This is a genomic window from Pseudomonas sp. GD04058 (assembly GCF_029836855.1).
GTDB classification, from domain to species: domain Bacteria; phylum Pseudomonadota; class Gammaproteobacteria; order Pseudomonadales; family Pseudomonadaceae; genus Aquipseudomonas; species Aquipseudomonas bharatica.
The window spans coordinates 1-23479 of the sequence record NZ_JAOECN010000015.1; the positions used below are offsets into that span (position 1 = coordinate 1).

Annotated in this window: 23 protein-coding genes; 8 read left to right on the plus strand and 15 right to left on the minus strand. The window is 62.6% G+C overall.

The features are described from left to right. Positions 1–92 precede the first annotated feature (92 nt). The 9 genes from msrQ to mrcB form a co-directional block, all read right to left on the minus strand. Positions 93–713: a protein-methionine-sulfoxide reductase heme-binding subunit MsrQ gene (gene msrQ / locus N7650_RS14335; protein ID WP_279898769.1), complete on the minus strand. Its 621-nt coding sequence runs from the start codon at positions 711–713 to the stop codon at positions 93–95. Further along, entirely contained in the window at positions 713–1726 is a 1014-nt protein-coding gene (gene msrP / locus N7650_RS14340; RefSeq protein WP_279898770.1) for a protein-methionine-sulfoxide reductase catalytic subunit MsrP, read from the minus strand. Before msrP ends, msrQ begins: the two co-directional genes overlap by 1 nt. Positions 1727–1792: 66 nt before the next feature. Further along, a complete protein-coding gene (pssA, locus tag N7650_RS14345; protein ID WP_009398818.1) occupies positions 1793–2650 on the minus strand; it encodes a CDP-diacylglycerol--serine O-phosphatidyltransferase in 858 nt (285 codons plus the stop codon). Between the two features lie 147 nt (positions 2651–2797). Next, positions 2798–3814, minus strand: a complete 1017-nt coding sequence (gene ilvC / locus N7650_RS14350; RefSeq protein ID WP_009398817.1) for a ketol-acid reductoisomerase — start codon at positions 3812–3814, stop codon at positions 2798–2800. A gap of 53 nt (positions 3815–3867) precedes the next feature. After that, a complete protein-coding gene (ilvN, locus tag N7650_RS14355; RefSeq protein WP_008096911.1) occupies positions 3868–4359 on the minus strand; it encodes an acetolactate synthase small subunit in 492 nt (163 codons plus the stop codon). 1 nt (position 4360) lies between these two features. Further along, on the minus strand, positions 4361–6085 hold the full coding sequence (locus tag N7650_RS14360; protein WP_009398816.1) for an acetolactate synthase 3 large subunit: 1725 nt from the start codon (positions 6083–6085) through the stop codon (positions 4361–4363). Positions 6086–6497: 412 nt separating this feature from the next. Further along, on the minus strand, positions 6498–6830 hold the full coding sequence (locus tag N7650_RS14365; protein WP_158467777.1) for a YqcC family protein: 333 nt from the start codon (positions 6828–6830) through the stop codon (positions 6498–6500). Then, positions 6827–7570 carry a tetratricopeptide repeat protein gene (locus N7650_RS14370; RefSeq protein WP_009398813.1) on the minus strand — a complete coding sequence of 248 codons (744 nt, stop codon included), beginning with the start codon at positions 7568–7570 and terminating at the stop codon, positions 6827–6829. Before N7650_RS14370 ends, N7650_RS14365 begins: the two co-directional genes overlap by 4 nt. Before the next feature lie 25 nt (positions 7571–7595). After that, positions 7596–9917, minus strand: a complete 2322-nt coding sequence (gene mrcB, locus N7650_RS14375; RefSeq protein WP_009398810.1) for a penicillin-binding protein 1B — start codon at positions 9915–9917, stop codon at positions 7596–7598. A gap of 118 nt (positions 9918–10035) precedes the next feature. Between mrcB and N7650_RS14380 the strand changes: the two genes are divergently transcribed. From N7650_RS14380 to N7650_RS14390, 3 genes are all read left to right on the plus strand, one after another. After that, positions 10036–11598 (plus strand): bifunctional aminoglycoside phosphotransferase/ATP-binding protein, encoded by a 1563-nt coding sequence (locus tag N7650_RS14380; RefSeq protein ID WP_279898774.1) that lies wholly within the window; start codon positions 10036–10038, stop codon positions 11596–11598. A gap of 119 nt (positions 11599–11717) precedes the next feature. Continuing rightward, entirely contained in the window at positions 11718–12062 is a 345-nt protein-coding gene (locus tag N7650_RS14385; protein ID WP_009398806.1) for a pentapeptide repeat-containing protein, read from the plus strand. A 161-nt stretch (positions 12063–12223) separates the two neighbouring features. Beyond that, positions 12224–12496: a TfoX/Sxy family protein gene (locus tag N7650_RS14390; RefSeq protein ID WP_279898775.1), complete on the plus strand. Its 273-nt coding sequence runs from the start codon at positions 12224–12226 to the stop codon at positions 12494–12496. Between the two features lie 185 nt (positions 12497–12681). Here N7650_RS14390 and N7650_RS14395 read toward each other — a convergent pair whose 3' ends face one another. The 4 genes from N7650_RS14395 to N7650_RS14410 form a co-directional block, all read right to left on the minus strand. Further along, positions 12682–13515, minus strand: a complete 834-nt coding sequence (locus N7650_RS14395) for a ChaN family lipoprotein (protein ID WP_279898886.1) — start codon at positions 13513–13515, stop codon at positions 12682–12684. A gap of 75 nt (positions 13516–13590) precedes the next feature. Further along, positions 13591–14358 (minus strand): heme ABC transporter ATP-binding protein, encoded by a 768-nt coding sequence (locus tag N7650_RS14400; RefSeq protein WP_279898777.1) that lies wholly within the window; start codon positions 14356–14358, stop codon positions 13591–13593. Then, entirely contained in the window at positions 14358–15341 is a 984-nt protein-coding gene (locus N7650_RS14405; protein ID WP_167654043.1) for an iron ABC transporter permease, read from the minus strand. Before N7650_RS14405 ends, N7650_RS14400 begins: the two co-directional genes overlap by 1 nt. A 50-nt stretch (positions 15342–15391) precedes the next feature. After that, a complete protein-coding gene (locus N7650_RS14410; protein ID WP_009398797.1) occupies positions 15392–16270 on the minus strand; it encodes an ABC transporter substrate-binding protein in 879 nt (292 codons plus the stop codon). 137 nt (positions 16271–16407) lie between these two features. Here N7650_RS14410 and N7650_RS14415 point away from each other — a divergent pair, with 137 nt between their 5' ends. Further along, the gene (locus N7650_RS14415) at positions 16408–16725 is read left to right on the plus strand and encodes a Rieske 2Fe-2S domain-containing protein (protein WP_037061568.1); all 318 of its coding nucleotides are present in this window, start codon (positions 16408–16410) and stop codon (positions 16723–16725) included. Here N7650_RS14415 and sfsA read toward each other — a convergent pair. Further along, positions 16715–17428, minus strand: coding sequence for a DNA/RNA nuclease SfsA (gene sfsA / locus N7650_RS14420; protein WP_279898779.1), 714 nt, complete (start codon positions 17426–17428; stop codon positions 16715–16717). The genes N7650_RS14415 and sfsA overlap by 11 nt on opposite strands. Continuing rightward, on the minus strand, positions 17428–18600 hold the full coding sequence (locus N7650_RS14425) for a pyridoxal phosphate-dependent aminotransferase (protein ID WP_009403764.1): 1173 nt from the start codon (positions 18598–18600) through the stop codon (positions 17428–17430). Before N7650_RS14425 ends, sfsA begins: the two co-directional genes overlap by 1 nt. 213 nt (positions 18601–18813) lie before the next feature. Here N7650_RS14425 and dksA point away from each other — a divergent pair, with 213 nt between their 5' ends. The 4 genes from dksA (at position 18814) to N7650_RS14445 (ending at position 23478) form a co-directional block, all read left to right on the plus strand. Continuing rightward, entirely contained in the window at positions 18814–19260 is a 447-nt protein-coding gene (gene dksA / locus N7650_RS14430) for an RNA polymerase-binding protein DksA (protein WP_009403762.1), read from the plus strand. Positions 19261–19323: 63 nt separating this feature from the next. Beyond that, positions 19324–20211 (plus strand): tRNA glutamyl-Q(34) synthetase GluQRS, encoded by an 888-nt coding sequence (gluQRS, locus tag N7650_RS14435; protein WP_279898782.1) that lies wholly within the window; start codon positions 19324–19326, stop codon positions 20209–20211. A 152-nt stretch (positions 20212–20363) separates the two neighbouring features. Further along, positions 20364–20540: a hypothetical protein gene (locus N7650_RS14440; RefSeq protein ID WP_003250005.1), complete on the plus strand. Its 177-nt coding sequence runs from the start codon at positions 20364–20366 to the stop codon at positions 20538–20540. Beyond that, positions 20524–23478 carry a sensor histidine kinase gene (locus tag N7650_RS14445; protein ID WP_279898783.1) on the plus strand — a complete coding sequence of 985 codons (2955 nt, stop codon included), beginning with the start codon at positions 20524–20526 and terminating at the stop codon, positions 23476–23478. The genes N7650_RS14440 and N7650_RS14445 overlap by 17 nt, the downstream gene beginning before the upstream one ends. Position 23479 lies beyond the last annotated feature (1 nt).

Sequence of the window (23479 nt, forward strand, 5' to 3'; positions counted from 1 at the left end):
ATAACTCGTTGAATCTCAAGGAGTTTTCCGTTTCGACTGCGCCGGAAGTGGGGCGAATTATAGAGAGATGGAACGGGACGTCAAGCACTTATTTAAACTTTTGTTACCGAACCGCTTTTCCGCCCCGCAAAGCGCGGCAAACGCTGAAGGATGGCGGGAACCCGGGTGAGCAACAGCGCTACGCCAATCACGGCATAGACGCTCCATTCCTTCAGGTCCGCACGGACGATCCAGAGAAAATGCAGCAGCCCCAGGCCGAGAATCACATAAACCAATTTATGCAGGCGCTTCCAGCGTGCACCAAGCCGCCGCTGGCTGTAGCGATTGGACGTCACGGCCAGGGCGAACAAGCCGAGGAAGCCCAGAACGCCAACGATGATGTAGGGACGCTTGCGCAGCTCGACCGTGAGCTGCCCCCAATCGAGACCTAGGATAAAGAAAAGGTAGGCACACAGGTGCAAGGCTATATAAGCAAAGCACCACAATCCCAACTGACGCCTGACCACGATCCAGCCAGACCAGCCGGTCATACGCTGCAACGGCGTCATGCCCAGGGTGATCAGCAGGAAAATCAATCCGCCCAGGCCAAGGCGGTCAACCAGCACCTTGCCTGGATCCGGCCCCAGGGCGAAGATCCAGGCCTGGTACAGCCAGAGCAATGGCCAAACCGCTGCCAGCACAAAGATACTCAGGCGAAACAGGGGATAGCGCATTAATAGTTCTTCCGCAGATCAAGACCGGTGTACAGGGAAGCCACCTCTTCGGCATAGCCATTGAACATCTGCGTCTCGCGCACATTGGGACTGAACAGCCCGCTCGGCAGTCGCCGCTCCCGTGCCTGGGTCCAGCGCGGATGGTCGACGGTCGGGTTGACGTTGGCATAAAAGCCATACTCGTCCGGCGCAATCTTCTGCCAGGTGGTTTGCGGCTGCTCGGCGACCAGGCTGATGCGCACGATCGACTTCACACTCTTGAAGCCATACTTCCACGGCACCACCAAGCGGAGCGGCGCGCCATTCTGGTTCGGCAGTTCGCGCCCGTACATGCCTACGGCAAGGATCGCCAGCGGATTCATCGCTTCGTCCAGACGCAACCCCTCTACATAAGGCCAGTCGATCAGGGCAAAACCTGAACGCTGCCCCGGCATATGCTTGGGATCCTGCAAGGTCTCGAAACGGATGTACTTTGCCCTGGAAGTCGGCTCAACCGCCTTGAGCAGTGCCGACAACGGAAAGCCCAACCAGGGAATGACCATCGACCACGCCTCCACGCAGCGCAGACGATAGATACGTTCCTCCAGTTGGTACGGTTTCATGAAATCTTCGAGTGCATAGCGCCCCGGCTTGCCCACCTCACCATCGATAACTACGGTCCAGGGCGAGGTCGGAAGACTCCCGGCGTTTTCCGCCGGATCCCCCTTGTCGGTACCGAACTCATAGAAGTTGTTGTAGTGGGTTGCGTCCTTGAACGGCGTGATCGCCTCGCCCTGCACATTCACTGCCTGCCAGTGCACTCCCGGTAGTTTTTCGGTGAACCAGGCAGGCGGCGAGCCTGCCTCGACATCGGCATAGCGGGAGGCCTCGGCTGCCCGCGCCCAAGCCGGCAGTCCGGCAACCGCCAGACCGGCCATGGAGGCACCCAGAAGGGAACGACGGGAAAGATAAAGCGACTCGGGCGTGACTTCCGACTCGGAAGAGTCGGAAGTCCGGGGGAACTTGATCAGCATGATGACTCCGCAGAACCGCTGGACAGATGCAGCAGTAGACTACGGAGTCCTGAAAATATTGCAGCCCTACTCGACGTTTTTCCGCCGACGCATGCGTAACAAATATTGCGCCGGACCAGAGGCCGCATAGGCAAGGAACACCAGCAGGAGGATGCGCGGCGGATCGCTGAAGACAACCGCAAACACCAGCACCACGGCAAGGATGGCCACGAACGGCACACGCCCCTTGAGGTCCAGTTCCTTGAAGCTGTTGTACTTGATGTTGCTGACCATCAGCATGCCCGCGCCTGCCACCAGCAAGGCCACCAGGAACGAGAGCTTGGAACCCTGGATGCCGAAATCGCTGAACGCCCAGACGGTACCCGCCACCACACCCGCCGCAGCCGGACTGGCCAGGCCGATGAAGTAGCGCTTGTCGGCCTTGCCGACCTGGGTGTTGAAGCGCGCCAGACGCAATGCAGCGCCAGCGACATAGATGAAGGCGACCATCCAGCCGACCTTGCCCATGTCACCCAGTGCCCAGCCAAAGGCCAGCAATGCCGGCGCAACGCCAAAGGCGACCATGTCGGACAGGGAGTCGTACTCGGCACCGAAAGCGCTCTGGGTATTGGTCATGCGCGCAACACGGCCATCCAGGCCATCGAGCACCATGGCCACGAAGATGGCGATGGCGGCGAAGGCGAAGTACTTGCTCGCCTCCTTCGGGTCACCGGCACTCAAGGCGCTCTGGGCGCTCATCGAGTTGATGATGGAATAGAAACCGGCGAACAGGTTCGCGGTAGTGAACAGGTTAGGCAGCAGATAGATGCCGCGGTGACGGACTTTGCGTCCTTCGGCGTCATGTCCTTCTTCGACATGCTCATCGATCGGTAGCAGGCTTTCGGCGTCAGAGGCCTTGTTCGGCTCTTCGGGACGTTCGCTCATTGAGATTACCTTGCAACGGTTTGGAAAGTTTCGACAAAGGTTCGCGGCGAGGGTTCGCCGACAAACGGATGGAAAGCTTATACCAGAAGCTGCCCCCCGAAATGAAAAAACGCGGCCGAAGCCGCGTTTTCATTCGCTCGAAACCAATCAGTTCTTGGTTTTGTCGACGATCTTGTTCGCCGAGATCCAAGGCATCATCGAACGCAGTTGCTCGCCGATGATCTCGATGCCGTGGGCAGCGTTGTTGCGGCGCTTGGCGGTCATCGATGGGTAGTTGGTGGCACCTTCGGAGATGAACATCTTCGCGTACTCGCCGTCCTGGATGCGTTTCAGAGCGTTGCGCATGGCCTTGCGGGATTCTTCGTTGATGACTTCCGGACCGGTGACGTACTCACCGTACTCGGCGTTGTTGGAGATCGAGTAGTTCATGTTGGCGATACCGCCTTCGTACATGAGGTCGACGATCAGTTTCAGTTCGTGCAGGCACTCGAAGTAGGCCATTTCCGGCGCGTAGCCAGCTTCGACCAGGGTTTCGAAACCGGCCTTGACCAGCTCGACGGTACCGCCGCACAGAACGGCCTGCTCACCGAACAGGTCGGTTTCGGTCTCGTCCTTGAAGGTGGTTTCGATGATGCCGGTACGGCCGCCACCAACGCCAGCGGCGTAGGACAGGGCGACGTTCTTGGCGTTGCCCGAAGCGTCCTGGTAAACGGCGATCAGGTCAGGGATACCACCGCCCTTGACGAACTCGGAGCGAACGGTGTGGCCTGGAGCCTTCGGCGCGATCATGATCACGTCCAGGTCGGCGCGAGGAACGACCTGGTTGTAGTGGATCGAGAAGCCGTGGGAGAAGGCCAGGGTAGCGCCCTTCTTGATGTTCGGCTCGATTTCGTTCTTGTACAGGGTGCCCTGGAATTCGTCCGGGGTCAGGATCATGACCAGGTCGGCAGCGGCGACGGCGGTAGCGACGTCAGCAACTTTCAGGCCGTGGGCTTCAGCCTTGGCAACGGTAGCCGAACCCTTACGCAGACCGACGGTGACATCCACACCGGAGTCCTTCAGGTTGCACGCCTGGGCGTGACCCTGGGAGCCGTAACCGATGATGGCAACCTTCTTGCCCTGGATGATCGACAGATCGCAGTCTTTATCGTAGAAAACTTTCATGAAATACCCCTGTTATCTCGGCCTTGTTCAGGCCATTCGCTAATTTCGTAGAGTTAGATGCTCAGCACTTTGTCGCCACGGGCAATCCCGGTGACACCGCTACGCACGGTTTCCAGGATGGACGCAGTGCCGATAGCCTGAATGAAGCTGTCGAGCTTGTCGCTGGTGCCGCTCAGCTGCACGGTGTACACACTGGCGCTGACGTCGACGATCTGCCCACGGAAGATATCGGTGGTGCGCTTGATCTCGGCACGCTGGGCGCCAGTGGCCTTCACCTTGACCAGCATCAGTTCGCGCTCGATATGAGCACTTTCCGACAGGTCGACCAGCTTGACCACCTCAACCAGTTTGTTCAGGTTCTTGGTGATCTGCTCGATCACCTCATCATGGCCGACAGTGGTCAGCGTCAGACGCGACAGGGTCGGGTCTTCGGTTGGCGCCACGGTCAGGCTTTCGATGTTGTAGTTGCGTTGCGAGAACAAGCCGACGACGCGGGACAGGGCACCGGGTTCGTTTTCCAACAGCAGGGAAATAATGTGCCGCATATCAGGTCCGCTCCGTCTTGCTCAGCCACATGTCGCGCATCGAACCATCCTTGATCTGCATCGGATAGACGTGCTCGCTGTTATCGACCTGGATATCGATGAACACCAGGCGATCCTTGAGGGCAAAGGCTTCTTCGAGCTTGGGCTTGAGGTCCTTAAGGCTGGTGATGCGGATACCCACATGACCATAGGCCTCGGCCAGCTTGACGAAGTCAGGCAGCGATTCCATGTACGAATGGGAGTGACGGCTGTTGTAGGACATGTCCTGCCACTGGCGAACCATCCCCAGCACACCGTTGTTCAGGTTGACGATCTTCACCGGCAGATCGTACTGCAGGCAGGTCGACAGTTCCTGGATGTTCATCTGGATGCTGCCTTCGCCGGTAACGCAGGCTACGTCTGCTTCCGGGAAGTTCAGCTTGACGCCCATGGCCGCCGGGAAACCGAAGCCCATGGTGCCCAGGCCGCCGGAGTTGATCCAGCGGTTCGGCTTGTTGAAGCGGTAGTACTGCGCCGCGAACATCTGGTGCTGGCCCACGTCGGAGGTGACGAAAGCATCGCCCTTGGTGACTTCGCACAGGGTCTCGATCACGGTCTGTGGCTTGATGACGCTGCCGTCGCCCTTGTCGTAAGGGAACAGGCCGCGGTCGCCGCGCCACTCTTCGATCTGTTTCCACCATGCATCCATCGCCGCCTTTTCAGGCTTCTCGCCGATCTCGCGAACTGCAGCGAGCATTTCGGTGAGGACGCTTTCCACCGGTCCAACGATAGGTACGTCGGCCTTGATCATCTTGGAGATCGAAGCCGGGTCGATATCGATGTGGATGATCTTGGCACTCGGGCAGAACTTGGCCGGGCCATTGACCACGCGGTCGTCGAAGCGTGCGCCGACAGCCAGGATCACGTCGGCATGGTGCATCGCCACGTTGGCGGTGTAGCTGCCGTGCATGCCGAGCATGCCGAGGAACTGGCGGTCGGTGCCAGGATAGCCACCGAGGCCCATCAGGGTGTTGGTAACCGGGACGTTCAGCAGTTGCGCCAGCTCGGTCAGCGCCTCGGAGCCGCCGCCAAGGATCACGCCGCCACCGGCGTAGATGATCGGGCGCTTGGCAGCGATGATCATCTCGGCAGCCTTGCGGATCTGGCCGGAGTGACCACGCACGGCAGGGCTGTAGGAACGCAGCTTGACCTTCTTCGGATAGACGTACTCGAACTTTTCAGCCGGGTTGGTCATGTCCTTCGGAATGTCCACGACCACAGGGCCGGGACGGCCGGATTGGGCCAGGTAGAAGGCTTTTTTCAGGACTTCGGGGATTTCCGAGGCGTGCTTGATCATGAAGCTGTGCTTCACGATCGGCCGGGAAATACCGATCATGTCGGTTTCCTGGAAGGCATCGGTACCGACCATGGTGCTGGGCACCTGGCCGGACAGGATGACCATCGGGATGGAGTCCATGTAGGCGGTGGCAATGCCGGTGATGGCATTGGTAGCGCCAGGGCCGGAAGTTACCAGTACCACGCCGGCCTTGCCGGTGGCACGGGCATAGCCGTCCGCCATATGGGTAGCAGCCTGCTCGTGGCGAACCAGGATGTGGTTCACTTCCGGTTCCTTGAACAGGGCATCGTAAACATGAAGGAGAGCACCGCCAGGGTACCCATAGATGTGCTTAACGCCTTCGTCACGCAAGAAGCGGACGACCATTTCAGCGCCGGATAAAAGCTCCACGTTGTTCACCTCTAAAACGCCAGAATACCGTTCGCTCCGGAACGGGTCTTAATAGGTTTACTGCCAAGCAGAGCATGAGCGACGAAAATGCCACTACGTCAGCACTGACTGAGCAAGTATTGGGAGCGCCCCAAAGTGTTGCGGGGTCTTCCCACCCAGCGCGAGGTAACGCGTTGCGGGGTGTAACAGGTCGGCGCGGGTGTGCGCCTCATGATCTGCTTAGCGGGTCTGCTTCTGGCAGTCCCCCTACAGCGGACTTCGGATTGTTGTGATTCGAACTGCGCAAGTCAAGAGACTTAACGGTTTAAATTCCGCCGCAGCGCCTTTGCCAGCCGGGCGGAAACGTTTGCACGGCCTTGCCTGCAACGAAACGGGGCCGCAAAAGCGGCCCCGGACGATAACGGCAGGCAAATCAGGCAGATGGATTGATCAATTGGTCGAACTCGGCCAACAGCTTGCGCAATTGACGGCTTTCTTCCGGACGGTCCACATAGACCGTCTCGGCCATGACCAGGATCCCCGACGCGTTAGGCAACGGCAGCCCCCGCTCGAGGATCTCCTTCATGCGCGGCAGGAAGATCCACTGCAGCCACTGATCGAACGCCATGGTGTCGACGGCGAACGGCACGGTGCTGGACAGTGCTTCGACGCTGGGGGACTCATCGCTCCACCAGCCCTGCACATGCAGTTCACGCTCGATCAACAGCAGATGATCGGCGATATCGAGAATGCGCGGATCCATCACTGCGGCGCCTGGGCTTTCTGCCGGGCCAGGGCGGCACCCGCAGCGTCACCCTGCTTGTCGCGCGCCTGGGCAATGATGTTCCACAGCCCGGCCTGCAGGTCGGGACGACCGTTCGCATAGGTCATTGCACGACGCGCCAGTTGCTCGGACTGGGCGGCATCCCCCTGGGCCAGGCGCACCTGGGCCAGTCGATAAAGCACCTGGGGTTCACGCGGCGCGATGCGCTGGGCACGCTCCAGGCTGGACGAGGCACCGTTGTAGTCGCCACTGCCCTGCTGTTGCTGGGCAGTGGTCAGCAGCGCGAGCACCGGACCGTCCAACTGCTCGTCGGCCGACAGGCCACCCGAACTGGTATTGGCCCGCGGAATACCGGTCGGCGCCGACGGCATCGTATAGGTGCTGGTACTTCCTTGCGGAGTGTACGGCTGCGAAGTCGACGGCCCCGGGACGATCGGCCCGGTGCTGATTCCGGCCGGCGCGGTGGACGCCGGGAAGGTCTGGATAGGCGCCGCGCCGCTGCCTTGCGGGATCATCACGGTCACGCCGCTGTCCTGCGGCACCGACTGGGCCTGGCTGGTACCGCTGCGCACAGGCGCGGTGTTGCCGCGGTTGGCCTGGACACGCTCGCTATTGGATACCCGGGTACCGGAATCCACCACCGGGATCGAACCACGCTGCACGGTGGCGCAGCCGTTTAGCAAGGCCAGCGCCGTCAGGGCTGGAAACCACCATTTTTTCACGTCAGGTCCTCTTGGCTCTCGCCGATCAATTCATCCAGCCCTTGACCCAGTCCATGACTGACTCGGCCGGGTTCTGTTCACCGCCACAGGCCGCACCTGCAGCCGGCTCGCTTCCGCGAATATAAGGCATCTGCACCGCGCCAGGGCAGCTCGCATCGGAGCCCTGGCCGGTATGCGGATCGACCCAGGCCTGCACCACGTTGTCCGGCTGCGGCATGTCCAGCGGCAGCGGGTCGGCTTTGCGCATGAAGCTGGTCCACACCTGCAGGGCACCGGTGGCACCGGTGAACGGCGTCTTGCCGTTGTCGTCACGACCGAGCCAGACAACCGCCAGCAGGTCCTGGCTGAAACCAGCGAACCAACTGTCCCGCGAGTCGTTACTGGTACCCGTCTTGCCCGCCAGGTTCAGCGACGCCGGCAGCACACTGTAGACCGAGCGCCCGGTACCTTCGCGCATCACCCGCTGCATGGCGTTCTGCACCAGATAGATGGAGCCCGGATCGAAACGCTGCTGGATCTGGAACGGATAACGCTTGAGCGGCTCGCCTTCGGCGGTCAGCACGCTGCGGATACCGCGCATCGGTGTATTGAAGCCACCGTTGGCCAGGGTCTGGTACATGGTCGCCACCTGCATCGGTGACATTCCGCCAGCGCCCAGGAGCATGGACGGGAAGGCCGGCCAGTCGACCTCGACACCCAGGCGCCCGATGGTTTTGAGCACATTCGGCACACCCAGTTCCAGGCCCAGCTTGGCCGTGGACAGGTTGTAGGAATTTGCCAGCCCCTGGTACAGGTAGATGGTGCCATGGGCGCGGCGGTCGTAGTTCTGCGGTTTCCACACCTGGCCATCGGCGCCCTTGACCGAGAAAGGCTCATCCTGGACCCAGCTTGTCAGGGTGTACTGGCTGGGTTTCTCCAGCGCCGTCAGGTAGACCGCCGGCTTGACCAGGGAGCCGATCGGGCGCACTGCGTCGATAGCCCGGTTGAAGCCGGCGAAACCGGCCTGCCGGCTGCCGATCAGGGCCTGCACTTCACCGGTTTCAGGGTTGGTCACGACCATCGCCGCTTCCACCTCATCGGCACCCTTGCGACCCGCGAGACGCTTGAAGGTATCGGCCATGGACGACTCGGCCTTCATCTGCAGGATCGGGTCGAAACTGGTGAAAATGCGCAGGCCTTCTTCGGTAAGGTCTTCGTCGCGATAGTCCTGGCGCAGCTGGCGCTTGACCAGATCGAGGAAGCCGGGGAACGAGCTGTCCGCCAGGCTGCCGCGCTTGGTCACGCCCAGCGGCATTTTCTTCGCGGCCTCCACCGCTTCTGGCGTTGCCACGCCCTGCTCCGCCAGCAGATCGAGGACAAGGTTGCGCCGCTGCAGGGCACGCTCGGGATAACGGCGCGGATTGTAGTAGGACGGCCCCTTGACCATACCCACCAGCAAAGCCACCTGGTGCAGCTTCAGCTCCGACAGCGGCTGGCTGAAGAAGAACTGGCTGGCCAGTCCGAAGCCATGCACGGCACGCTGGCCATCCTGGCCGACGAAGACCTCGTTGAGGTAGGCCTCGAGGATTTCCTGCTTGTCGTAGTGCATTTCCAGCAGCACCGCCATCATGGCTTCGGTGAGCTTGCGGCTGAGGCTGCGTTCGTTGGTCAGGAAGAAGTTCTTGACCAACTGCTGGGTCAGGGTACTGCCGCCCTGGCGCATGGCCCCGGAAGACGTATTGACCCAGACGGCACGGGCAATGGACTTGGGCGACACACCGAAGTGGTGATAGAAATCGCGGTCTTCAACGGCCACCAGGGTTTCCAGCAGGTACGGCGGCACTTGGTCCAGCTTGATCAGGATGCGGTCTTCGAGATTCTTCGGATACAGGCCGCCGATCAGCAACGGTTCCAGGCGCACCACTGCCAGCTTGGCGTCGTTGGCCGCACTGAGGCCGGCCACGTAGTCACCGGAGAAACGCACGCGGACCTTCTGTGCCGGCTCCATGCCCTCATAGAACTGGAAGCCGCGGGTGTTCAGGTCGACGGTATTGCCGTTCACCGCTGCCGCGCCCGGGCCGTTGGCCACGCTTTCACGGCGATAGCCAAGGGCGTCGAGCTCAACCAGGAAATCGTCCCTGCTCAGCTTCTGGCCAACGAAAAGCTCCAGCGGCCGCGCGTAGACCTTGGCCGGAATGGTCCAGCGCTTGCCGGAGAATTTCTCCTGGACGACGGCATCGAGATAGACGGCGAAGCCGGCCAGCACCACAAGACCGACCAGGCTGAGCTTGATGACCCAGCCGAGCCAGGCGCGGGAGCGGCTGGACGCTTGTTTTTTGGGGGTACGGGAAGATCGGGTACGTGTCATGGGCGCGGATTATACGCACTTTATCGTTCATCGACAGACGCCCCCCGGCGGTTTCCAGACGGCATGCTTGCCGCCATAATGACCGATTAGAATCCCATTTTCCCCGGAAGGATCGCCCGTGAGCCAAGCCTTGATCGCAGCCCTGCAGAACCCAGCCCTGTACCCGCATCCAGTGAAGGATTTCCGGGTTATCGAGACGCATATTTCCTGGGTCGTGCTCACTGGCGATTACGCCTACAAGATCAAGAAGCCGATGAATTTCGGCTTTCTCGATTTCACCGAGCTGTCCAGTCGCGAGCACTTCTGCAACGAAGAATTGCGCCTCAACAAGCGCCTGACCGATGGCCTGTACCTGGATGTCCTGCCGATCACCGGCAGCGCCGAGGCACCGCAGCTCGGCGGCGAAGGCGAAGCGATCGAGTTCGCCCTGAAGATGCGCCAGTTCCCCCAGGAACAGATGCTCAGCACCCTCCAGGCCAACGGCGAGCTGACTGCCGCGCATATCGACCAGATGGCCAGGCAGATTGCCGAATTCCACCTCCAGGCCCCGCGCGTTGCCGTCGAACACCCGCTGGGCACGCCGGAAAGCGTGATGGCGCCGGTGGAACAGAACTTCGAACAGATCCGCCCGTTCCTCAGCGACAAGGCCGACCTGCAACAGCTCGATGCACTGCAGGCCTGGGCCCGCAGCAATTTCGACCGCCTGCACCCGCTGCTGGAAGCGCGCAAGGCACAAGGGTTCATCCGTGAATGCCACGGCGATATCCACCTGGGCAACGCAACCGTCATCGACGGCAAGGTGGTGATCTTCGACTGCATCGAATTCAACGAGCCATTCCGCCTGACCGATGTCTACGCCGACACGGCCTTCCTGGCAATGGACCTCGAAGACCGTGGCCTGAAGTGCCTGGCGCGGCGCTTCATCAGCCAGTACCTGGAATTGACCGGCGATTACGCCGGCCTGGAACTGCTCAACTTCTACAAGGCCTACCGCGCCCTGGTCCGGGCCAAGGTCGCCCTGTTCAGCATGCCGGCAGATGCCGACGGCGTGCAGCGTGCCACGACCCTGCGTCAGTACCGCAACTACGCCAACCTGGCCGAAAGCTACAGCGCCATTCCTTCGCGGCTGCTGGCCATCACCCACGGCGTTTCCGCGGTAGGCAAAAGCCATGTGGCCATGCGCCTTGTCGAGGCGCTCGGTGCCATCCGCCTGCGCTCGGACGTCGAGCGCAAGCGAATGTTCGGAGAGCAGGCCGGCGAGGCGACCGGCGAACTGCAAACCGGCATCTACAGCAGCGACGCCAGCCAGGCCACGTATGAGCGCCTGCACCAACTGGCTGCGATGATCCTGCGCGCCGGCTTCCCGGTGGTGATCGATGCCACGTACCTTAAGCAGCCGCAGCGCGCTGCCGCCGCCGAAGTCGCCAGCGAGACCGGGGTGCCCTTCCTTATCCTCGACTGCAACGCCCCGGATGCGGTGATCGCCAGCTGGCTGGCGCAGCGCCAGGCGGACCGGACCGACCCTTCCGACGCGACCCTGGAAGTCATTGCTGCCCAGCAGGTCAGCCGCGACCCACTGAATGCCGAAGAGCAACTGCACAGCAAGCGCGTGGAAACCAACGAGAGCGACAGCCTCGACAAGCTCATCGAGCAGATCCGTCAGCGCCTGCCCGGCTTGTAATCCTGCATAGGCGTGAAGCAGTCCACACTTCACGCCTCTGCTCCGGGGCTTTCCGGAGAGCGTGACACTATAATGCCAGTATCCGGCCACCTCCTTCGGCCGATCACGAGGCGCTCATCATGAATCAACCACGGCTACTGGACAGTTCGCTGTTTGCATTGATTCGCAACGAGGACATCACGGGTTTCAACCGCGAAAAACCCAAGGACGCCAGCATTGATTTCCGCGGGGGTGACTTCCGCGGGCTTGACCTGCGTGACCTCGACACCAGCGGCATCGATTTCCGTGACGCCTACTTCCGCGCTGCCGACCTGCGCGGCCTTGACTTGCGGGATGTGCCCCTCGAAGGCGCCAGCCTGGCCCACGCGCAGATCTCGGGCACCTATTTTCCCGCTGATCTGAGCGCCGACGAGATCCTTATGTCGGTGAAGTACGGTACCCGCATGCGTTATCGTCCGCGCTAGGCTCTGTTCGGAAAGCCTTGAGCCCTCCTCGACGCCCGACCTGGGCGACATTCCCAACGGCACTGGCAAATAGCCGCGTTATTGCCAAGTGCCGCTACACTGCTGAGTGATATTCCGCGACTTCCTCCACCAGACCCGTTCAGCCGGCGCAAGGAGGCTTGATGAACGATGAACTCCAGCACCTGAAGAATCTTGGCAAGACCTCGGCACAGTGGCTGCACGCGGTAGGTATCCACAGCGCATCCGACCTGCGTCGCCTTGGCGCGGTGGATGCCTATCGGGCGGTACGCACACGGGGCTTCCGGGCATCGAAGGTGCTGCTTTACGCCATTGAAGGCGCGTTGCTGGATGTGCACTGGAACGATATCCCCGCAGAACGCAAGGAGGCGCTGAATCAGCAATTGGATGCGACCAGCCTGCGGAAAAAAATCTGAGTTTTTTCGGATTGGTCCGTTGACATAGAAATGAGAATCGTTATGATTACCGCAACTGGTCGCGAGACTGGTTGGATAAACTGAAAGCCCCTGGTTCGGACTCTCAGATTATCTCCTCATCAGGCTAATCACGGTTATTGACCCGGCACTTTGCCGGGTCTTTTTTTGCCTGCTCGATCGTGAACTCAGCGCAGATCGGCGCAGTAGTCCTTCTTCGGCAGAGCCGCCGTGTACCAGACGAAATCGGCCATCCGCGGGCTAATGTCTTCGCCCACCTGCGCCAGCATCAGCACCAGCGTACCCTGCTCCGCACCGAGATCAGCCAGGTGCAGCGGCACACCGACATCCTTGCGCACATGGTAGCCACCGGCCAGGAGCAGGCTCGGTGCGGGGGCAGCAAGCAGACGTTCGGCCATGCGCCGGTCACGCTGCTGTTGCACCGCAACCATGGACGGCAACTGGCTTTCCGGGAGCATGCCGCAGTGACCGTCGCGCACTTCCTCCATCAGCGCATCACGCACCGCCGCAGTGGTAGAGCGCGGGCCATCGAGGTCTGGCGGATTGCGATAGATCGCCGCCATTTCCCCGCGGTCGAGATTGGCCGCCAAAACCGGGTAGCCTTTGGCAAAGGCTTCACGAACGATCGGCGCGTAGAACGTCCAGTCCCAGCCCTGGCGCCAGTCGATGGCCTTGGCCAGGTCGCTGGGCAAAGGCTGTTGCTGACGGACCAGGTCGACCTTGACCTGCTGCGCCGGCTCGAGCATTTCCAGCAACAGGCTGCCTTGCGCCCGTCGCTGGTTCAGCGCCTGCAACAGCCAACGTTGCAAGGCATGATGATCAGGGTTGTCGTGCTGCTCACCGACCAGGACCCGCGGTACCCCCGCCAGGCGCTGGAGTAATTGCTCCGGGGTCAACGCCTTGCCACTGGCCGTCTTGCGAATCACCGCCAGTTCCGCATGCCCGCGCCCCTCGGGGCTTTGCCAGGCCGGAAGCGGCGGCAACGCAGGCGACGCAGGCATGGACTGACATCCCGCCAGCCCTCCGGCCAACAATACAACCACGCCAAGCACGCGGGACAGGGACATGGACGACTCCTATCGGGCAATGATGAGCGGATGCCCCCGCTCGGGATGAGGCTGCACCAGCACGTCGAGACCGAACACGGCCTTCAGCGCGTCCGGCTGCAGCACCACCTGGGGTGTGTCGAGGGCACGGGGCCGACCGTTCTGCAGGAGCAGGATGCGATCACAATAGCGTGCAGCCAGGTTCAGGTCATGAAGGATAACCAGTACCGCTCCGCCGCGATCGGCGAAACCGCGCACGGCTTGAAGCGTCGTGTGCTGGTGCAGGGGATCGAGCGCAGAGGTCGGCTCATCGAGCAACAGGGTTCGCCCCTGTTCGCCAGGCCAAAGCTGCGCCAGTACACGGGCCAGATGCACGCGCTGGCGTTCGCCACCGGACAGCGCCAGGTAGCTGCGTTCGGCAAGATGCAACGCGTCCGCGGCCTGCAGCGCCTCGATCACGATCTCCCGATCACGGGCCTGCCCCGTACGATGGGGCAGACGGCCCATCGCCACCACCTCCTCGACGCGAAACGCAAAGCCCAGGCTGGAGACCTGCGGCAACACCGCCAGGCACCGGGCCCTCTCCGGCCCCGGCCAGTCGGCCAGCGGACGGTCATGCAGAAGGACCCGACCACGATGAGGCGCCAGCTCACCGCACAGGGCACCCAGCAAGGTGCTCTTTCCCGCGCCGTTTGGCCCAAGCACACCCAGCACCTGCCCCGGGGTCACATCGAGGGTGATGCCGTCGAGGACGCTCGTGTGTCCGCGAATGACCTGCAGATCCCGGACCTGGAGCATCAGGCGCGCCCTCGCAGCAGCAGATACAAAAAGAACGGCGCTCCGATGAAGGCGGTAACGATACCGATCGGCAACTCGGCCGGCGCCAGCACCAGGCGTGCGGCCAGATCGGCGAACAACAGCAGCGAGGCACCCGCCAGCAGCGAGGCCGGCAGGAGGACCCGGTGGTCAGGCCCGGCCAGCAAGCGGATCAGATGGGGCACGACAAGGCCGATGAAGCCGATCAGGCCGGCCGCCGCCACCGCTGCACCAACGCCCAGGGCAGTGCAGAAGACCAGTTCGCGCTTGAGCTTTTCTACCTCGAAGCCCAGGTGGCGCGCCTCGGACTCGCCCAGCAGCATGGCATTGAGTGCCTCGGCGCGGCGCGGCAGCCACAGCGCCACGCCGGTCGCCACCAGCACCAGCGGCCATAGGCGCTGGTAACTGGCGCCGTTGAGGCTGCCCAGGTTCCAGAAGGTCAGGGTGCGCAGGGTGGCATCGTCGGCCAGATAGGTGAACAGGCCCACCGCAGAGCTGGCCAGGGCAGTCAAGGCAATACCGGCGAGCAGCATGGTGGCAACGCTGGTCTGGCCGTCCTTGCGGCCGAGCCGGTAGACCAGCGCGGTTACACCCAACCCGCCGAGGAAGGCGCACAGTGACAACAGATAGGGCGCAAAGGCTTCCGGAATGCCGCCCACCCAGGCACTGCCAACGATGGCAATCGCCGCTCCCAGCGCCGCGCCACTGGACACCCCGACCAGCCCCGGGTCCGCCAGTGGATTGCGAAACAACCCCTGCATCGCCACCCCGGCCAGCGCCAGCACCGCACCTACTGCCAGTCCAAGCAGGGTACGCGGAAGACGGATCTGACCGAGGATCAGTTCCGCCTGCTCCAGGCCCGCGCCGTTCACTGGCAGGCCGAGCAGGCGCAGGCCGGCCCGCAGGGTGTCCATCATTGGCAGGCTGACTGGCCCGAGGGCCAGCGACAACCAGACTGCCAGCAGACACGCCAGGCCCAGTACGACAAACAGCGTGCGGGGCGTTACCAGTCGGATCATCGCGCGAGCTCGGCCCTGGCCGACGGATAGAAGGCCTGGGCCAGCGCCTGCAGGCTGGCCGGCAAGCGCGGCCCGAGACCTCCGACCAACAGCGTCGGGTCAAGAGCGATCAAGCGCTTCATGCGCACCGCACGCGACGATGCCAGGGCCGGGTTCTCCTTGATAAGCGCCTCTAGCGCAGCATCACCGCTCAACGCGCGGTCGGCGAACACCACCACCTGGGGATTCAGCGCAGCCAGGGTCTCGGTGGAGAAGTTCTTGTAACCGTCGTTGGTCGCCAGGTTGCGTCCTCCGGCCTGCTCGATCAGCCAGTCGCCCGCAGTTCCCCTGCCGGCGATCATCGGCCTGGCGCCCGCATGGCCGACCAGCAGGATGACCCCCGGGGCATCTTCGGCGGCCCGGGCCGCGCTGATCTTCACCTGCAATGCAGCGAGCTGCCGGCGGTAATCGACGAAACGCTGTTCGGCCTGCTCAGGCTTGCCCAGCAACCGCCCCAGGTGCTTGAGATTGTCATGCACGGCATCCAGGTCGGCCTCGCTGGAAAACAGCTCGACCTGCACGCCGGCGCTGCGGATCTGCGCGAGCACCGGGGGCGGGCCCATTTCGGCGGTGCCTGCCAGCAAGTCGGGACGCAGGCTCAAAACGCCCTCGGCTGAAAGCTGGCGTTGATAACCGATGCTCGGCAGCGCCTTCAAGGATTCAGGGTGCTGGCTGGTGGTATCGACGCCGACCAGGCGGGACTGCGCGCCGAGCTCGACAATCCACTCGCTCAGCGCACCACCGGCGCTGACCCAGCGTTGCGGCGGCTCCCCGGCTTGCACCGGGTTGAACACAAGCCCGAGGCAAAGGGCGACCAGGCTGGCATATCGGCGCATAAGGCAGCTTCCTGTTGATGAGGTTGGGAGTGGGATCACGGACAGGGTATAAAGACGCCCGACGCGGCCCGAGCCGGTAATTTGATAATTATTTGCATTTAGGCGTCAAGCCGACCGAATCCGTCACGGAGTTTCCCATGCACCTTCTATGTAGCGGCGTCGAACTGAGCGAAGGCCAGAGCCGTGGCTTCAACCATGAAGGCGTCGAGCTGCTGGGCGTTCGCCGCCACGGCCAGGTCTATCTATACCGTAACCGCTGCCCTCACCGTGGTATTGCGCTGAACTGGCAGCCGGACGGGTTCCTCGACAGCAGCGCCAGCCTGATCGCCTGCGCCCATCATGGCGCCTTGTTCCTGATCGAAAGCGGCGAATGCGTTGCCGGCCCCTGCGCCGGCGATGCCCTGGAAGCCCTGGACTGCCACGAGGACAACCAGGGCATCTGGCTCAGGGATTGAGCAGTACCGGCAAGGGCCGGTCGATGCGAACCTGGCGGTTGTCCAGCGTGACACCGTAGGCCAGCACCTCGACGCCATCGAGCACGGCCGCGCGCAAGGCGATGGCGTAGCCGGGGTCGATTTCCTCCGCCGGGCGTACCGCATCGACACCGGCCAGGTTCACGCAGTAAAGCTGCACGGCCCTCACGCCCCGACGAGCCAGCGCCGCCAGTTCGCGCAGGTGTTTGGCACCGCGCTGGGTCACAGCGTCAGGAAAGGCCGCGATGGTCGAGCCATCGAAGCCTAGGGTCACGCTTTTAACCTCGACGTAAGCCAATCCGGTGTCGTAGGTCAATTGGAAGTCGATACGGCTCTTTTCTTCGCCATAGGGCACTTCGCGGCGCAGGGCGGTGAAGCCGGCCAGCTCGCTGATCACTCCGGCGCGCAGCGCTTCCTCGACAATGGCGTTGGCCCGCCCGGTATTCACACAAGCCAGGCGGCCCTGGGGTGTCTCGCTGATTTCCCAGGTGCCCGGCAACTTGCGCTTGGGATCGCCGGAGCGGCTGAACCAGACCTGGCCACCCTCCTTCATGCAATTGAGCATCGACCCGGTATTCGGACAATGGATGGTCATCTGCTCGCCGCTGGGCAATTCGATATCAGCGAGAAAGCGCTTGTAGCGTTTGAGCAGTCGCGCCTGCTCGAGCAACGGGGAAAACTCCATCAGCCTTGCCAGTTCCGCAAGCCCCGGGCAATCCGCTCCACCGCCTCGTGCAAGCGCGGCAGGCTCTGGGTATAGGCGAAACGCACATGGTGGCTGGCCTGATGGCGACCGAAGTCGATACCCGGGGTAAAGGCGATATGCTCGGTTTCGAGGAAGTGCCGGCAGAAAGCGAATGCATCGCCGCCGAACTTGCTGATATCGGCGTAAAGATAGAAAGCGCCCTGCGGCTCCACGGTGATGCCGAAGCCCAGCTCCCGCAGCGCCGGCAGGAGGAAATCACGACGGCGGGCAAATTCGGCGCGGCGCTCTTCGAGGATTTCGATGGTGCGCGGTTCGAAGCAGGCCAGAGCGGCATGCTGGGCCATGCTGGGTGCACTGATGTAGAGGTTCTGCGCCAGCTTCTCCAGCTCCGGAATCGCCGCAGGCGGCGCCACCAGCCAACCGAGACGCCAGCCGGTCATGCCGAAATATTTTGAGAAACTATTCAGGATGAAAGCCTGGTCGTCGACCTCCAGCGCGCTCGGAGCATCCATGCCGTAGGTCAGGCCGTGATAGATCTCGTCCACCACCAGATGACCATTGTGCGCACGGGTAGCGCGGGACAGGCCGGCCAGCGCTTCGCGGTCGAGCACGGTACCGGTCGGGTTGGCCGGCGAGGCCACCAGGGCGCCAACCGTATCGTGGTCCCAGTAACGCTCCACCAGGTCGGCATTGAGCTGGTAGTTCACCTCTGGACCTACTGGCACCAGTTGCGCACCGCCCTCGACCAAGCGCAGGAAATGACGGTTGCACGGATACCCAGGATCGGCCAGCAGCCAATGCTTGCCCGGATCCACCAGCAGGCTGCTGGCCAGCAGCAGCGCGCCGGAGCCACCAGGGGTGATGAGAATCCGCTGCGGATCGATGTTCAGCCCATAGCGCTGCCCGTAGAACCCGGCGATCGCTTCGCGCAGTGCCGGCAGCCCGCGCGCGGCGGTGTAACGGGTGTGGCCGGCAGCCAGCGCCGCCTGCCCGGCTTCGACGATGGGCGCAGCGGTGGTGAAGTCCGGCTCGCCGATCTCCAGGTGGATGACGTCGTTGCCGGCGGCCTGCAATTCATTGGCCCGTGCCAGCAGGGCCATCACGTGAAAGGGTTCGATGGCGCGACTGCGCGCACTGTAGGGCTGAGCCATTGGCCTTCTCTCAATCGGGACTAGACTGATGATTCTAACCGCGCGCCGCGGTGAACGTATGGATAAACCCCGCTGTCCTACCGGAGATAACCGGGAGTAGCGCACCCCGATCCTATCTGGTAAGTTCGGCGGCTCGCAGTCGCAGGGCCGGCGGTCGCCGGATATGGAAACATGCCTGCGCATTGGATCAGATGAGTGAGAGGCGGTCTATTCATGTCCACCGTAGAAAAGCAAAAAGCCGGTCATTCCATGTACGGTGTCGATGCCTATGTGGAGACCAAGGGTGAGGAGTACATGGGTGAAGCCATGAAGGCTCACTTCACCAAACTGCTCGGCGCCTGGAAAGGGGAACTGATGCAGAGCGTGGACCGCACCGTGGACCACATGAAGGACGAAGCCGCCAACTTCCCCGACCCGGCCGACCGTGCCAGCCAGGAAGAAGAATTCGCCCTGGAGCTGCGTAACCGCGACCGCGAGCGCAAGCTGATCAAGAAAATCGACAAGACCCTGCAGAAAATCCAGGACGGTGACTACGGCTGGTGTGAGAAGTGCGGCATCGAAATCGGCCTGCGCCGCCTGGAAGCCCGCCCCACCGCAGACCTGTGCTTCGATTGCAAGGAACTCGACGAGAAGAAGGAAAAGCAGGTCGGCAAAGGCTGATCCTGACTCCTGCAGACGGGGCGCATCATGCGCCCCGTTTCATTTATACAGCCCGCACCGATCATGACCGACTCCCGCTATATCGGGCGCTTCGCCCCCACTCCCAGTGGTTTCCTGCATTTCGGCTCGCTGGTCGCGGCCCTCGCCTCCTGGCTCGATGCCCGGGCCGTCGGCGGCCAGTGGCTGTTGCGCATGGAAGATATCGACCCGCCGCGCGAGGCACCCGGCGCGCAAAAAGCGATTCTCGACACCCTGGAAAGCTACGGCCTGGAATGGGATGGCGAGGTGGTCTACCAGCACGACCGCCACGGCGCCTACGCCGAAGTGATCGACCGCCTGTTCCGCCAGGGCCTGGCTTACGCCTGTACCTGCTCGCGCAAGCAGCTGGAAGGTTATAACGGCATCTATCCGGGGCTATGCCGCAATCTCGGGCACGCTCAGGAAGATGCAGCGATTCGTATCCGCGTACCGGAACTGACCTACAGCTTCAACGACCGTGTACAAGGGCACTTTCAGCAACATCTGGGCAAGGAAGTGGGTGACTTCGTCATCCGCCGCCGCGATGGTCTCTATGCTTATCAATTGGCGGTGGTCCTGGACGATGCCTGGCAGGGCGTGACCGATATCGTTCGCGGTGCCGACCTGCTGGACAACACACCGCGCCAGCTTTATCTCCAGGAGTTGCTGGGGCTGTCACAACCACGCTATCTGCACGTCCCGCTTATCGTCCAGCCAGACGGGCACAAGCTGGGCAAGTCCTACCGTTCGGCACCACTGCCGGCGGAACAGGCCGCACCACTGATCCTGCGAGCCTTGCGCGCATTGGGCCAGCCTACCGACGCCGGCATGGCCGCAGCCCGCCCCGCCGAGGTACTGGCGCACGCCGCCCGGCACTGGAATGCACAAGCGATTCCGCGCAGCCTGGCCCTCGCCGAGGCGGAACTGCACTGAGTGCTTGCCGGAGATCGAAAAGGCCAATAGATTCAAAACCTTGGGTATTGTCCGCCGGCCCGTTTGCAGGCGCCGGCCCTTCCGTTACCATCAGCCGCGTTTTGCGCCAATAATAAATCCACTTCGCAGCGCGCAATTCCTACGAGGCCAGCATGTACATCTATCGTTTGGTCCTGCTTCTGGTCGTGGGGATCTACCTGTTCTCCCCGGCCATCATGGACTGGTGGATCGAGCCGACCGGTGCCTGGTATCGCCCTTACCTGCTCTGGCTGATCCTGATCGTCGTGACCTTTATCCTGCAGAGCCAACGTGATGCCGATGAGCTTTAGCCTGACCCAGATGATCCTGATCAGCGCCGCCTACCTGCTGGTGCTGTTCGGCGTGGCCTGGATCAGCGAACGCGGCATGATCCCCCGGGCGATCATCCGTCATCCACTGACCTACACCCTGTCACTTGGTGTCTACGCAAGCGCCTGGGCCTTCTATGGCACGGTCGGCCTGGCCTACCAATACGGCTATGGTTTCCTTGCCTGCTACCTCGGCGTGTCCGGCGCCTTCCTGCTCGCGCCGGTGCTGCTCTACCCGATCCTCAAGATCACCCGCACCTACCAGCTCTCGTCCCTGGCCGACCTGATCGCCTTCCGCTTCCGCAGCACCTGGGCAGGTGCGCTGACCACGGTGTTCATGCTGATCGGTGTCCTGCCGTTGCTGGCCCTGCAGATCCAGGCGGTGGCCGACTCCATCAGCATCCTTACCGGCGAACCGGTGAAGAGCCGGGTGGCCCTGGCCTTCTGCGCAATGATCACGCTGTTCACCATCTTCTTCGGCTCCCGGCACATCGCGACCCGCGAGAAACACGAGGGGCTGGTCTTCGCCATTGCCTTCGAATCCGTGGTCAAGCTCCTGGCGCTTGGCGGGATTGGTCTGTATGCGCTGTACGGCGTGTTCGGCGGCCCGCATCAACTGGAGGTCTGGCTACTGCAGAACCAGACCGCCCTCGCCGCCCTGCACACACCATTGCAGGAAGGCCCCTGGCGCACATTGCTGCTGGTGTTCTTCGCTTCGGCCATCGTGATGCCGCACATGTATCACATGGCCTTTACCGAAAACCTCAACCCACGCTCGCTGGTCAGCGCCAGTTGGGGCCTGCCGCTGTTCCTGCTGCTGATGAGCCTGGCGGTGCCGCTGATCCTCTGGGCCGGCCTCAAGCTAGGCGCCAGCACCAATCCGGAGTTCTTCACCCTTGGCCTGGGGATCGCCGCCAACAGCCAGGCCCTGGCCCTGTTGGCCTATATAGGCGGGCTATCGGCCGCCAGCGGATTGATCATCGTGACCACGCTGGCGCTTTCGGGAATGGCCTTGAACCACCTGGTGCTGCCCCTCTACCAGCCGCCCGCCGAAGGCAATATCTATCGCTGGCTGAAATGGACCCGGCGCGCCCTGATCGTCGCCATCATCGCGGCCGGCTTCGGTTTCTACCTGTTGCTCGGGGCGCAACAGGACCTCGCCAACCTCGGCATCGTTGCCTTCGTTGCCACCCTGCAGTTCCTGCCGGGCGTGCTCTCGGTGCTGTATTGGCCGACCGCCAACCGGCGCGGCTTCATCGCCGGGCTGCTGGCCGGTATCACGGTATGGATGGTGACCATGCTGCTGCCGCTGGTCGGCAACCTGCAGGGCTTCTACATCCCGTTGCTGAACATGATCTACGTGCTCGACGACACCAGTTGGCACATGGCCGCAATCGCCTCGCTGGCCGCCAACGTATTGCTGTTCACCCTGATCTCCCTGTTCACCAACGCCAGCTCCGAAGAGGTCGGCGCTGCCGAAGCCTGTGCGGTGGATAACGTCCGACGCCCGCAACGGCGCGAGCTGCACGCCGCTTCGCCGCAGGAGTTCGCCACGCAACTGGCCAAGCCACTGGGCGCCAAGGCCGCGCAGAAGGAGGTCGAGCAGGCGCTGCGCGACCTCTACCTGCCCTTCGATGAACGCCGCCCTTACGCTCTGCGCCGCCTGCGCGACCGCATCGAGGCCAACCTGTCGGGCCTGATGGGGCCGAGCGTGGCCCAGGACATGGTGGAAACCTTCCTGCCCTACAAGTCCGGCAGCGAAAACTACGTGACCGAGGACATCCATTTCATCGAAAGCCGCCTTGAGGACTATCACTCGCGCCTGACCGGCCTGGCCGCCGAACTCGATGCCCTGCGCCGCTATCACCGGCAGACCCTGCAGGAACTGCCGATGGGCGTCTGCTCCCTGGCCAAGGACCAGGAGATCCTCATGTGGAACAGGGCCATGGAGGAGCTGACCGGGATTCCCGCCAAGCGCGTGGTCGGTTCGCGCCTGAGCACCATCGTCGAGCCATGGCGGGGGCTGCTGCTGGGCTTCATCAACGTGCCCGACGAGCACCTGCACAAGCAACGCCTGGCGCTGGATGGCCAGACCCGCTGGCTGAACCTGCACAAGGCGGCCATCGACGAACCCTTGGCCCCCGGCAATAGCGGCCTGGTACTGCTGGTGGAAGACCTCACCGAAACCCAGATGCTCGAAGACAAGCTGGTGCACTCCGAACGCCTGGCCAGCATCGGTCGCCTGGCGGCCGGGGTAGCCCACGAGATCGGCAATCCGGTGACCGGCATCGCCTGCCTGGCGCAGAACCTGCGTGAAGAGCGCGAGGAAGACGGGGAAATCACCGAGCTGAGCAGCCAGATCCTCGAACAGACCAAGCGCATCTCGCGCATCGTCCAGTCGCTGATGAGCTTCGCCCATGCCGGCAGCCACCAGCACAGCGACGAGCCGGTGTGCCTGGCCGAAGTGGCACAGGACGCCATTGGTCTGCTGGCACTGAACCGGCGCAACTTCGAGGTACAGTTCTTCAACCTGTGCGACCCGGAGCACTGGGTCGAAGGCGACCCCCAGCGCCTCGCCCAAGTACTGATCAACCTGCTCTCCAACGCCCGCGACGCCTCGCCCGCCGGAGCGGCGGTGCGCGTGCGCAGCGAGGCCAGCGAACATACCGTGGACCTGATCGTCGAGGACGAAGGCAGCGGCATTCCGAAAAACATCATGGACCGCCTGTTCGAACCCTTCTTCACCACCAAGGATCCGGGCGAAGGAACCGGGCTGGGGCTCGCTCTGGTCTATTCCATCGTGGAAGAGCATTATGGACAGATCACCATCGACAGCCCGGCCGATACCAAGAGCCAACGTGGCACGCGCATCCGTGTGACCTTGCCACGACATGTCGAAGCGACGTCCGCTGTGAACTGAG

What these genes read in the sequence shown, in the direction of transcription:
- msrQ (WP_279898769.1), bottom strand. Translation starts at nt 713, where the DNA reads ATGCGCTATCCCCTGTTTCGCCTGAGTATCTTTGTGCTGGCAGCGGTT.
- ilvC (WP_009398817.1), bottom strand. Translation starts at nt 3,814, where the DNA reads ATGAAAGTTTTCTACGATAAAGACTGCGATCTGTCGATCATCCAGGGC.
- dksA (WP_009403762.1), top strand. Translation starts at nt 18,814, where the DNA reads ATGTCCACCGTAGAAAAGCAAAAAGCCGGTCATTCCATGTACGGTGTC.
- N7650_RS14445 (WP_279898783.1), top strand. Translation starts at nt 20,524, where the DNA reads ATGCCGATGAGCTTTAGCCTGACCCAGATGATCCTGATCAGCGCCGCC.
- ilvN (WP_008096911.1), bottom strand. Translation starts at nt 4,359, where the DNA reads ATGCGGCACATTATTTCCCTGCTGTTGGAAAACGAACCCGGTGCCCTG.
- N7650_RS14425 (WP_009403764.1), bottom strand. Translation starts at nt 18,600, where the DNA reads ATGGCTCAGCCCTACAGTGCGCGCAGTCGCGCCATCGAACCCTTTCAC.
- gluQRS (WP_279898782.1), top strand. Translation starts at nt 19,324, where the DNA reads ATGACCGACTCCCGCTATATCGGGCGCTTCGCCCCCACTCCCAGTGGT.
- sfsA (WP_279898779.1), bottom strand. Translation starts at nt 17,428, where the DNA reads ATGGAGTTTTCCCCGTTGCTCGAGCAGGCGCGACTGCTCAAACGCTAC.
- N7650_RS14385 (WP_009398806.1), top strand. Translation starts at nt 11,718, where the DNA reads ATGAATCAACCACGGCTACTGGACAGTTCGCTGTTTGCATTGATTCGC.
- N7650_RS14395 (WP_279898886.1), bottom strand. Translation starts at nt 13,515, where the DNA reads ATGCCTGCGTCGCCTGCGTTGCCGCCGCTTCCGGCCTGGCAAAGCCCC.
- N7650_RS14415 (WP_037061568.1), top strand. Translation starts at nt 16,408, where the DNA reads ATGCACCTTCTATGTAGCGGCGTCGAACTGAGCGAAGGCCAGAGCCGT.
- N7650_RS14410 (WP_009398797.1), bottom strand. Translation starts at nt 16,270, where the DNA reads ATGCGCCGATATGCCAGCCTGGTCGCCCTTTGCCTCGGGCTTGTGTTC.
- N7650_RS14400 (WP_279898777.1), bottom strand. Translation starts at nt 14,358, where the DNA reads ATGCTCCAGGTCCGGGATCTGCAGGTCATTCGCGGACACACGAGCGTC.
- N7650_RS14390 (WP_279898775.1), top strand. Translation starts at nt 12,224, where the DNA reads ATGAACGATGAACTCCAGCACCTGAAGAATCTTGGCAAGACCTCGGCA.
- N7650_RS14440 (WP_003250005.1), top strand. Translation starts at nt 20,364, where the DNA reads ATGTACATCTATCGTTTGGTCCTGCTTCTGGTCGTGGGGATCTACCTG.
- pssA (WP_009398818.1), bottom strand. Translation starts at nt 2,650, where the DNA reads ATGAGCGAACGTCCCGAAGAGCCGAACAAGGCCTCTGACGCCGAAAGC.
- mrcB (WP_009398810.1), bottom strand. Translation starts at nt 9,917, where the DNA reads ATGACACGTACCCGATCTTCCCGTACCCCCAAAAAACAAGCGTCCAGC.
- msrP (WP_279898770.1), bottom strand. Translation starts at nt 1,726, where the DNA reads ATGCTGATCAAGTTCCCCCGGACTTCCGACTCTTCCGAGTCGGAAGTC.